The organism is Paenibacillus taihuensis, assembly GCF_003386535.1.
Taxonomy (GTDB): Bacteria; Bacillota; Bacilli; order Paenibacillales; family Paenibacillaceae; genus Paenibacillus_Z; species Paenibacillus_Z taihuensis.
The window spans coordinates 1-10,624 of record NZ_QTTN01000075.1 but is presented as its reverse complement, the minus strand read 5'-3'; the positions used below and the strand labels follow the sequence as shown (position 1 = coordinate 10,624).

The 10,624-nt window shown below is 59.2% G+C and carries 10 protein-coding genes; 8 read left to right on the top strand and 2 right to left on the bottom strand.

Annotated features, from left to right (window positions below):
- Positions 1-247, top strand: a 247-nt coding sequence (locus tag A8990_RS30930) for a group II intron maturase-specific domain-containing protein (RefSeq protein ID WP_342772955.1), incomplete at its 5' end; no start/stop codon positions are given.
- A gap of 345 nt (positions 248-592) precedes the next feature.
- On the opposite strand, the gene A8990_RS30925 is transcribed toward A8990_RS30930, so the two are convergent.
- The gene (locus A8990_RS30925) at positions 593-1,492 is read right to left on the bottom strand and encodes an ankyrin repeat domain-containing protein (RefSeq protein ID WP_116192862.1); all 900 of its coding nucleotides are present in this window, start codon (positions 1,490-1,492) and stop codon (positions 593-595) included.
- Between the two features lie 148 nt (positions 1,493-1,640).
- Here A8990_RS30925 and A8990_RS30920 point away from each other — a divergent pair, with 148 nt between their 5' ends.
- From A8990_RS30920 to A8990_RS30890, 7 genes are all read left to right on the top strand, one after another.
- Entirely contained in the window at positions 1,641-2,810 is a 1,170-nt protein-coding gene (locus tag A8990_RS30920; RefSeq protein ID WP_116192861.1) for an acyl-CoA dehydrogenase family protein, read from the top strand.
- The gene (locus A8990_RS30915; protein ID WP_116192860.1) at positions 2,803-4,020 is read left to right on the top strand and encodes an acetyl-CoA C-acetyltransferase; all 1,218 of its coding nucleotides are present in this window, start codon (positions 2,803-2,805) and stop codon (positions 4,018-4,020) included. The genes A8990_RS30920 and A8990_RS30915 overlap by 8 nt, the downstream gene beginning before the upstream one ends.
- 53 nt (positions 4,021-4,073) lie before the next feature.
- Positions 4,074-4,931, top strand: a complete 858-nt coding sequence (locus A8990_RS30910) for a 3-hydroxybutyryl-CoA dehydrogenase (RefSeq protein ID WP_116192859.1) — start codon at positions 4,074-4,076, stop codon at positions 4,929-4,931.
- Positions 4,932-4,956: 25 nt separating this feature from the next.
- Positions 4,957-6,084 (top strand): acyl-CoA dehydrogenase family protein, encoded by a 1,128-nt coding sequence (locus A8990_RS30905; RefSeq protein WP_116192865.1) that lies wholly within the window; start codon positions 4,957-4,959, stop codon positions 6,082-6,084.
- A gap of 99 nt (positions 6,085-6,183) precedes the next feature.
- Positions 6,184-7,098: a methylisocitrate lyase gene (prpB, locus tag A8990_RS30900; RefSeq protein ID WP_245996319.1), complete on the top strand. Its 915-nt coding sequence runs from the start codon at positions 6,184-6,186 to the stop codon at positions 7,096-7,098.
- A 3-nt stretch (positions 7,099-7,101) separates the two neighbouring features.
- Positions 7,102-8,397, top strand: coding sequence for a citrate/2-methylcitrate synthase (locus A8990_RS30895; protein WP_116192858.1), 1,296 nt, complete (start codon positions 7,102-7,104; stop codon positions 8,395-8,397).
- A 24-nt stretch (positions 8,398-8,421) separates the two neighbouring features.
- Positions 8,422-9,876 carry a bifunctional 2-methylcitrate dehydratase/aconitate hydratase gene (locus A8990_RS30890; protein ID WP_281272538.1) on the top strand — a complete coding sequence of 485 codons (1,455 nt, stop codon included), beginning with the start codon at positions 8,422-8,424 and terminating at the stop codon, positions 9,874-9,876.
- Positions 9,877-10,442: 566 nt separating this feature from the next.
- On the opposite strand, the gene A8990_RS31920 is transcribed toward A8990_RS30890, so the two are convergent.
- Positions 10,443-10,624: hypothetical protein (locus A8990_RS31920; RefSeq protein ID WP_220376857.1), on the bottom strand; the 182-nt coding region annotated here is incomplete at its 5' end.

The window sequence follows — 10,624 nt, the reverse complement described above, 5'->3', positions numbered from 1 at the left end:
CGAACGATTCGATCAATGGATACGCCGAAGACTTCGAATGTGTCTGTGGAAGCAATGGAAACGGGTACGCACCCGAATCCGCGAGCTTCGAGCACTTGGCGTACCAAAATGGGCGATTCTGATCATGGCGAATTCAAGGCGTGGTGCATGGGAAATGTCCCGAAACACAAACAACGCCCTTCCGACTTCCTATTGGGAAGTGAAAGGGCTGAAGAGTATGCTTTCTCGTTATTTGGAGCTTTGTTAACCTTTTGGAACCGCCGTATGCGGACCCGCATGTACGGTGGTGTGAGAGGACGGAGGCTAGCCGCCTCCTCCTACTCGATTGGAATTGATTAGCTGGGAGTGTGCTGGACCTGCTATATGAACTCGTTACCGCCAACGTTCGCGTATGTGGTTTGACTACCTAAGGGTATTGGGTCGTGTCCGTGTCATGTGTGGTACGTGGTACCACACATGAGTCGAAATTGCGGGAAATCGAGCAAAGAGTGGTACGTGGTACCACACATGAGCTGAAAATTACTGAAATTGAGCAAAGAGTGGTACGTAGTACCACTCTTTGTCGTTGAAAGATTATTTATTGAGCAGCCAGCTATCCCCCGAGCCGCTTCAGCAGCGCTTCCGTCTCCGCTTGCTTGAAGTGATTCGCCCAGCCTGCCGGTGCCGAGTTGTACCGGCGGTCGCGCGCGGCGAGATCGGCGCCGCGGCTAGCCAGCAGCTCCACCAGCGCGGCGTTGCCCGAGGCTGCCGCCCAGTGCAGCGCCGCTCCGCCGGTGGCGTCGAAGCCGCGCGGGATCGCGTTCACGTCCGCGCCGCGATCGAGCAGGAAGGCAGCGGTTTCCGCGCTGCCGCCGATACAAGCATAAATGAGCGCCTGCTGCAGCAGCTCATTCGCGATAGGTTCGCCGGTCATCGGCGTGTTGACCGGCTCCCGGTGTACCCCGGCGCTCGCGAGCAGCAGCTGGCCGTCCTCGCCGAAGAAGCCCGGCAGCAGGTCAGCGCGCCCTGCGGCTGCTGCCAGCTCAAGATCAAGCGCCGCGCCGCGGGCGAGCAGCAGATCTCGCACCTGCGTGCAGCCGTACCAGATCGCCTGAGCCAGCGGCCGGCGATCGTCGTTCAAGCCATTGACCGGAGCGCCGGCGTCCAGCAGCATCGCCGCCAGCACCGTATCGTCGTTGCTCGCGGCCCACTGCAAGCCGGTCTCGCCGCGTTCCGGATCGATGGCGCGCGCATTCACATCAGCGCCAGCCGCCAATAAGGCCTGTCCTGTCTCCAGCCGATGCGGGCAGTGGCCGGGCCAATCGCAAAGATGATGCAGCAGCGTGCGCCCTTGCTTCGAACGCGCGACAGCAAGCGCCGGATGCTCCTGAAGCAGCACCTCCAAACGCTCGAGCCAGCCCATTTTTACCGCTCGGCATGCCTCGCGGAACGCGCCCGATAACGCCTCGTCCCGCGCCTCGAAATCAACTTCATTGCTCATGCTCATGCTCATGCGCCTGACTCCCCATTCCTCATTTTGGTCAAAACAAGCACCTTTACCCTCACTCTATCATGAATCTGCTCCGGCGAAAATACGATGTAATAAGCACCCATAGTGAAGCAGCGCTCTGTCTTTAGCCGAAGAGGGAGGAGCGTACAAGATGGATTTTCAGCTTACAGATGAGCAGCAGATGATTCGCGAGATGGCGGCCCGTTTTGCAGAAAATGAAATTGCACGTGCGGCAAACAGCTTGGATGAGGCGGAATTGTTCGATCGAAATGCTTTTGGGGCGATGGCAGAGCTTGGGTTCACCGGGCTGCCGTGGCCTGAAGAGGAAGGCGGAGCAGGCGGCGGTTTCTTGAGCTTCGTGCTTGTGCTGGAGGAGTTGTCCCGCGTCAGCGCGTCGCTCGGGGCGGCACTATGGGCGCATGTTTATTTGGCGGCTTGGCCGCTCTATACGTATGGCAGCGGCGAGCTGAAGCGGCACTACCTGAGGGCATTGATCGACGGTACCCGAATAGGATCAGGCATCCTTCCGGGAACGGTGTCCGGCAGCACGTCGCTGCGTGTAGGCTTGACCGCCGCTCAGACGGAAACCGAAGAAGGGGACTATGTACTCGACGGGGTGCAAAAATATGTCCTCGGCGGCACGACCGCCGACTTCTTCATTATCTATGCGGAGACCGGTCAGAGCAGAGCGGGCAGAAGGAAGCGCTACAGTGCGTTCGTCGTAGAGCGGGATTGTCCCGGCCTTGTCATCCAGCCGGTCACGAAGAAGCTCGGACTGCGCTCGGCGGGAATGGCGCATCTGAAATTCACGCAGAGCCGCATCCCGAAGCGGCAGCGGATCGGGCGAGAAGGGCAGGGCAGCGCAATTGCGGGGCAAGCGGCGGCAAGCATTCAATATGGGCTCGCAGCAATAGCGGCGGGCATCGCGCAAGGGGCGGCAGCTGCGGCGCTCGCTTATGCGATGGAGCGAACGCAGTTTGGCAAGCCGATTGCGAAGCATCAGGCGGTTGCCTTTATGCTCGCGGATATGCGGACGGCGGCGGATGCCTCGCGGCTGCTTGTCTATCAGGCGGCGCATCGAGAGGATAAAGATGGAACTGCTGATGAGGGGAAGTCGGGGATGGCGCTGGCTTTTGCAGCAGATGCGGCAGTGACGTCGACGATTAGGGCTGTGCAGGTATTCGGCGGCTACGGATACATCAAAGAGTTTGCGGTGGAGCGGTACATGCGAGACGCCAAAGCGGTGCAAATCTGCAAAGGACTCGAGATTGCCGTGCCAAGGCTGCCGCGCAGGAGAGGGGGAAGCCATCGCCATGGCTGAGCTTGTAATTGCTGGAGGGGCGCGTACGGCGTTCGGCAAGTTTGGCGGCGCATTGAAAGGAATGAGGGCGGTCCAGCTTGGAGGCATCGCGATCCATGGGGCGCTTCAGAAGAGCGGCGTCCAGCCGCAGACGGTCGACGAAGTGATGATGGGCATGGCCATTCAAGCGGGAGCCGGGCAAAATCCTGCGCGGCAAGCGGCGGATCACGCCGGCATTCCGCCAGCCGTACCAGCGGAGACGATCAATAAGGTATGCGCGTCCGGTATGCGCAGCTTGACGCTTGCTTCGCAGATCATTGCCGCAGGCGATGCGGAACTGATCGTTGCCGGCGGCATGGAAAATATGAGCGACGTGCCCTATGCGCTGCCGGGTACGCGCTGGGGACTGCGGTTGGGCGATAGTCGAGTCATGGATCTATTGCAGCGAGACGGCCTCCGATGTGCTTTTGCAGATATGCATATGGGCGATTACGCGGACACCATTGCCGCCGATTATGGCATTACGCGGCTCGAGCAGGACGAATGGGCACTGCGCAGCCATGAACGCGCGGTGCAGGCGAGCATGCAGGGCGTATTCCTCTCGGAGATTATCCCGGTTCCGCTAACGGGGACTGCTGCTCAGTCGAAAAGCCATGTGTTCGCGATCGATACGGACGAAGCGCCGCGTGGAGATACAAGCGCGCAGAAGCTGGCAGCGCTCAGTCCCGTGTTTCGAGGCGGAAGCTCCGGCACGATTACGGCCGGCAACGCCCCGGGGCTGAACGACGGCGCGGCGGCGCTCGTCGTCGCATCCAAGGAGAGAGCGCTGCGGGACGGCTTGCCTGTCCGCGCCGAGCTGCTCGGGCACGCGGCGGTTAGCGTGGAGCCGCGCAATTACCCGATCGCCCCAGCTTTTGCCGTGCAGAAGCTGCTCGCGAAGCAGGGGCTGCCCCTAAGCGCGATTGACCGCTTCGAGATAAACGAAGCTTTCGCGGTCGTCGTGCTTGCATGCAGCAAGCTGCTCGGCCTGGAAGCGGACAAAGTGAACGTGCATGGCGGCGCGATCGCGATCGGTCATCCGATCGGCGCAAGCGGAGCACGAATCGTGCTGACCCTGATAAACAGCTTGGAGCGTCGCGGCGGCGGTCTTGGCATTGCAGCGATCTGCAGCGGCGGCGGGCAGGGAGATGCCGTGCTGGTGCGAGTTGGCGGCGGCGATGCACAAAGCTAGGGCGGCGGGTTGGTGTTCTTCAGTCCCCAAGTCACGGGAGGTGAACGAGTCCAGTGGGCATTAACAAAGTTGCCGTTATCGGCGCAGGGCAGATGGGCAGCGGCATCGCTCAAGTCGCGGCGCAGGCTGGCTGCGAAGTGCGGCTGTATGACGCGGAATCGGAGCGGGTGAGCCGGTCGTTGGCGGGCATTGAGAAGCAGCTCTCCGGCGGCGTTGCCAAGGGCAAGTGGACGCAGGAGCAGGCAGAGCAAGCGCGCAGCCGTATCCGTGCGGCGGGCAGTCTGCAAGAAGCAGGCGAAGATGCCGACCTCATCATAGAGGCGATTATCGAGAACATGAACGCGAAGAAGACGCTGCTTGCGGAGCTGGATAGCGTTGCATCGGCGCAAACGATACTCGCGAGCAACACTTCGTCGCTGCCTGTCACGGAGCTGGCTTCCGTAACCGGACGGCCGGAGCAGGTAATCGGGATGCATTTTATGAACCCGGTGCCTGTTATGAAGCTCGTTGAAGTGATTCGCGGCTTGCGTACGTCAGATGAAACCTATGCAACGGTGGCGGAGCTGGCAGAACGGATGGGCAAGACGGCGCTTGAGGTGCGCGATTTTCCCGGCTTCGTGTCCAACCGGATTCTGATGCCCATGATCAACGAAGCGGTCTACACGCTCTATGAGGGCGTTGCTTCCGCGGAGGCGATTGACGGCGTCATGCGGCTTGGGATGAACCATCCGATGGGACCGCTGGCGCTGGCGGATCTGATCGGGCTGGATACTTGCCTCGCCATTATGGAGACGCTGCATGACGGTTTTGGCGATTCCAAATACCGGCCGTGCCCGCTGCTGCGGAGCTACGTGCATGCCGGATGGCTTGGCCGCAAGAGCGGCCGCGGATTTTATTCCTATGAAGGGTGAAGGGGGATGACTTCTTCTTGTGAAACTGCAATTTACGGAAGAGCAGGAGCGGCTGCGGAGCAGCGTGAGGGCGTTTGCGGCAAGCGCTGTCGCAGAAGCGGTTCCTGCGATGGAGGAGCATGATACGTTTCCTCGGGCACTCGTCGACGAGATGGGGCGCCAAGGATTTATGGGCATACCGATTGCGCATCGGTATGGCGGCCGCGGCCTCACGCTGACGGCGTATATTTTGGCGATTGAAGAGCTGTCTCGCGTAAGCGCGGCAGTCGGGGTGATTCTGTCGGTGCATACGTCGGTCGGGACGCTGCCGATCGTGTATCACGGCACCGATGAGCAGAAGCAGGCGTATTTACCGAAGCTGGCCAGCGGCGAGTGGCTCGGAGCCTTCGCGCTAACGGAGCCTCATGCAGGCTCGGATGCGTCCACGATCCGAACGGCTGCGGTTCGCGATGCCGATACGTATGTACTGTCCGGTTCCAAGCTGTTCATTACGAACGGCGGCGAAGCGGACAATTACATTTTGTTCGCCGCGGTGCAGGACGGTTACACGGGCAATCGCGGCGGCATTACGGCGTTTCTTGTCGATAAGAACACGCCGGGCTTTCGCGTCGGCAAGAAAGAGAAGAAGATGGGGTTGCACGGCTCGAACACGTGCGAGCTCATTCTTGAAGAAGCGGTCGTTCCTGCGGAGCGGCGGCTCGGGCAGGAAGGGCAGGGCTTCGCCATCGCCAAGTCCGCCTTGAACGGCGGGCGGATCGGCATCGGCGCGCAAGCGCTCGGCATCGCGCGAGGGGCGCTAGCGCTCGCGGAGCAGCAGGCGGCGGCGATGCCCGCGCGCCAGCGGAGCAAGGCAGCGGCGGAGCTGCGCGATATGGCCGCTCAGGTCGAGGCCGCGGCGCTGCTCGTGTATCGCGCGGCGGACCTGCATGAGCGGGGGCTGCGCTGCACGAAGGAGGCGTCGATGGCGAAGATGTTCGCCAGCGACACGGCGATGAGCGTCACCACGCAGACGCTGCAATGGTGCGGCGGCAGCGGACTGGATGGCGAGCTGCCGGCGGAGCGGTTCTTCCGCGATGCGAAGGTGACGCAAATCTACGAAGGCACGAACGAGATTCACCGGATGGTCATATCGGGCGAGCTGATGCGCGGCTAGGCACCTTGCACTGGCACTTGCACTTGCACTGGCATTTAAGGTCTGACGAACCTGTGCAGCAGCAGCAGGTCGCTCTCGAAAGGAGTGTTAGCACCTACTATGGCAATGACCAATCGAAGCTCACCAGGACCAGGCAGCCGGTTCCGCGAGGCGCTGCAGCAGGAGAAGCCGCTGCAAATCGCCGGCGCTATCAACGCCTATGCGGCAATGCTCGCGGAATCGGTCGGTTTCCGCGCGCTCTATATATCGGGGGCCGGGGTGGCGAACGCCTCCTTCGGCCTGCCCGATCTTGGCATCACGACGCAGGGCGACGTGCTGGAGGATGTGCGGCGCATCAGCGCAGCCACCGAGCTGCCGCTGCTCGTTGACGCAGATACCGGCTTTGGCTCCGCGTTCAATATCGCCCGCACGGTGCGCGAGATGATCCGCGCCGGAGCTGCGGGCATCCATATTGAAGATCAGGTCGCTGCCAAGCGCTGCGGGCATCGGCCGAACAAAGCGATCGTGAGCGCGTCCGAGATGGCGGATCGCATCAAGGCTGCAGCGGACGCGAAGACCGATGCGGATTTCGTGCTGATGGCGCGCACCGATGCGCTTGCTTCGGAAGGGATGGATGGCGCAGTGGCGAGAGCGCTCGCTTATGTCGAGGCGGGTGCGGATATGATTTTTCTCGAGGCGGCTGGCAGCTTGGAAGATTACGCGGCGTTCACTTCGCATGTGAACGTGCCGGTGCTCGCGAACATTACGGAGTTCGGGCGGACGCCGCTGTTCACCGTGGATGAGCTTGCTGGCGTCGGCGTGTCGATGGTGCTCTATCCGCTCTCGGCATTCCGAGCAATGAACGCGGCTGCGCTGAAGGTGTACACCGCGCTTCGTGCGCAAGGGACGCAGGCGAGCGTGCTTGGCGATATGCAGACGAGGGAGGAGCTCTATCGGTACTTAGGCTACTACGATTACGAGCGCAAGCTGGATGCACTGTTTGCTCAAGTTGACGAACCGGATGAGGGGGAGTGAACGATGGCTGTAAAAAAGCCCGGGGGCTTGGCCGGTATTGAGGCCGGTTCCACAGCTATCAGTACGGTTGGCAAGGATGGCCGCGGTTTAACGTACCGCGGCTACTCCATTGAAGATTTGGCAGAGCACGGCAGCTTCGAGGAAACGGCGTATTTGCTCATCTATGGCAAGCTGCCGAATATCGATGAGTTGACGAACTATCGGAAGAAGCTGGGGGAAGCAAGCAGGCTGCCTGAAACGCTGAAACGCATATTGGAGCTGCTGCCTGCAGATGCGCATCCGATGGAGGTGCTCCAGGTCGGCTGCACGGCACTCGGCACGATGGAGCCGGAGACCGCATCGAGGACAACTGCCGATCTCGCGGATAGGCTCATTGCGCTGACGGGTCCGATGCTGCTGCACTGGTACCATTTTCACCGTGGAACCATTAAAGACATTGCTGCTCCGCCTTCATCGAAGCCTGAACCAGCCGAAGCGGCGCCGATTGTTCTTACAGCGGATACGGATGAGGACGTTCCGAGTGAATCGCAACTGTCAGCTGCAGCATCGCAGCCGTCATCTGCTTCGCAGCCATCAGTCAATTCGAAGCCGCAGCAGTCAGATCCACAAGAGTACGACTACAACAACTACACCGTTGCAGGTCACTTTCTCTACCTGCTGCACGGGCGCCACGCCGAACGGCTTGCCATTCGTGTCTTCGATGTCTCGCTGGTTCTCTACGCCGAGCATGAGTTTAATGCATCGACGTTTGCCTCCCGGGTAACGGCATCCACGCTGTCTAACTACCATTCCTGCATCGCAACAGGGATCGGCACGCTGCGCGGCAATCTGCACGGCGGCGCGAATGAGGCGGTGATGGAGCTGATCACTTCCTTCGAGACGCCGGAGGAAGCGGAGGAAGGGACGCGTGCACGGCTAGCGGCGAAGCAGCTCATTATGGGCTTCGGGCACCGGGTATATACGGTGTCTGATCCGCGCTCCGACATTATTAAGAAATGGTCGGAGACGTTGTCGCTCTGGGCGCAGGATAGTCAGCTGTACGCCATATCCGAGGCGATTGAAGGTGTATTGCGGCAGGAGAAGGGTTTGTTCCCGAATCTCGATTTCTACAGCGCTTCCGCGTATCACTTCATGGGCGTGCCGACATCAATGTTTACGCCGATCTTCGTTATTTCCCGCATAACAGGCTGGACTGCCCACATCATGGAGCAGCGGCTCAATAACCGTCTCATTCGTCCGTCAGCAGCGTACATCGGACCGGATAATCAAGCGTGGGCCGACGTGCACGTACGATTTTAGCATAGGAATCGAGGTGATCCTTTCGTGGGAAACGGACACAGCGGGGACAACATAAGGCCCGAGCCGGACCAAGTGCTCGTCGACATGGCTGACTATGTGACGAATGCCGATATCGATAGTGATCTGGCTTACGAGACGGCGCGTTACTGTCTGATGGATACGCTCGGCTGCGGCATTCTCGCCTTGAAATACCCCGCCTGCACCAAGCTGCTCGGTCCTCTTGTACCCGGTGCGGAAATGGCAGGCGGCGTGCCCGTGCCGGGCACCAGCTACCGGCTCGATCCGGTAACGGCGGCGTTCAACATCGGCTGCATGATCCGGTGGCTCGATTATAACGATACATGGCTTGCGGCGGAGTGGGGCCATCCGTCCGATAACCTAGGGGCAATTCTGGCTGCGGCCGACTATACGAGCAGGCTTCGTCTCGCAGCCGGGCAGCCGGCGCTAAGGATGCGCGATGTGCTGACGGCGATGATCAAAGCGCATGAGCTCCAAGGCGTGATGGCGCTCGAAAATAGCTTCAACCGCGTCGGGCTCGATCATGTCGTGCTCGTCAAAGTGGCATCAACTGCAGTCGCAACTTCTCTGCTTGGCGGCACCAAGACCGACATCATCAATGCGCTCTCGCACGCTTGGCTGGACGGTCAGGCGCTGCGCACATACCGTCATGCGCCGAATACGGGTTCCCGCAAGTCCTGGGCTGCAGGCGATGCGACAAGCCGTGCACTTCGTCTTGCGCTGATCGTGCTGCGAGGAGAGATGGGCTACCCGTCGGCGCTATCGGCGAAAGGATGGGGATTCTACGATGTATCTTTCAAAAGCCAGCCGTTCAACTTGGGCCGTACATATGGCGCCTACGTCATGGAGAATGTACTATTCAAAATTTCCTTTCCCGCCGAGTTCCATGCGCAAACAGCGGTGGAGAGCGCGATCCAACTGCATCCGGCGGTATTAGGCCGATTAAGCGATATTGCGAGCATCCGCATAAGGACGCATGAATCCGCCATTCGGATTATTGATAAGAAGGGACCGCTGCATAACCCGGCTGACCGTGACCATTGCTTGCAGTACATGACCGCAATCGGACTGCTTCATGGCAGCCTGACGGCGGATCACTACGAGGACGAAGCGGCCGCCGACCCGCGCATCGACCGCCTGCGCAGCTTGATGGAAGTGACCGAGCATGTACCGTATTCGGTCGATTATCTCGATCCGGAGAAACGCTCGATCGCGAGCAGCGTGCAAGTGTTCTTCAAGGACGGAAGCGCGACGGCGGAGGTGGCGACGGAATATCCAATCGGCCATAAACGCCGCAGAAGCGAAGGTATCCCGCTCTTAATCGAGAAGTTCGAGGCAAATCTGGCAACGAGGTACGCGGTAGAACAGGCGCAGCGCATTGCCGAAGTGTGCAGCGACCGCAAGCAGCTGGAAGCGATGGCGGTGCCTGACTTTATGGAGCTGCTGGTGGTGAGGGGCTAGCTGGTACTTTGATCTGCTATTCTGTTGATCTGATATTCTGTTGATCTGTTAATCTGCTGCTCTGCTGCTCAGCTTAGGCCGTTGTCTCGCTTATAGTGGATTAATCCAACATAGGATGGCCAAAACAACCGAAATTGCAATCTATAATGGAAAAATCCACTCATTTCAACCCGAAAGACGCGAAAATAGCCCATTCGGCCGAAAATGAGTGGAAAAATCCAATATAGCTAGCTAGAATCGCTCGAATTGCAGAAAATGAGTGGATTAATCCAACATAGCAGTCCATACGTCCGATTGTGGTGAGATATGGGAGATGCGAGTGTGAGCGTGAGTATGAGCATAAGATGCGGGATGTGTGACGAGAGGTAGTATGACAAACAAAAAAGCCGCCCACATAGGGCAATGTCATTAAGTTAACTCAATGACATTGACCGAGAATAGAAATGGAATCCAAAATGGCATGAGGGAAACCCCTGTGCCGTTTGTTTTTTTGGTGCAGTCTGAAAAAAGTGTACAGCAAACAAGCGGATAGACAATCCGCTTAAAAAATGTTCATTCGAACCGATTTATGCTACTCTGTAGACGAAGCTTACAGATGATTTATAGCGTGTTTTGCGCGTATTCTGCTGCCCTGGTCGAATCGGGCGAATCGGCAAAACGTTTCTTCGAATCAGTGCTTCAACATCAGACGGGGGTTCATCGTCTCTTGAGCGCAGGAAATGTCTACAAACATGAACGGCAACCGTGA

Excerpts from the sequence above, each read along its gene's own strand:
- A8990_RS30925 (WP_116192862.1), bottom strand. The coding sequence starts at position 1,492 with ATGAGCATGAGCATGAGCAATGAAGTTGATTTCGAGGCGCGGGACGAG.
- A8990_RS30920 (WP_116192861.1), top strand. The coding sequence starts at position 1,641 with ATGGATTTTCAGCTTACAGATGAGCAGCAGATGATTCGCGAGATGGCG.
- A8990_RS30915 (WP_116192860.1), top strand. The coding sequence starts at position 2,803 with ATGGCTGAGCTTGTAATTGCTGGAGGGGCGCGTACGGCGTTCGGCAAG.
- prpB (WP_245996319.1), top strand. The coding sequence starts at position 6,184 with ATGGCAATGACCAATCGAAGCTCACCAGGACCAGGCAGCCGGTTCCGC.
- A8990_RS30895 (WP_116192858.1), top strand. The coding sequence starts at position 7,102 with ATGGCTGTAAAAAAGCCCGGGGGCTTGGCCGGTATTGAGGCCGGTTCC.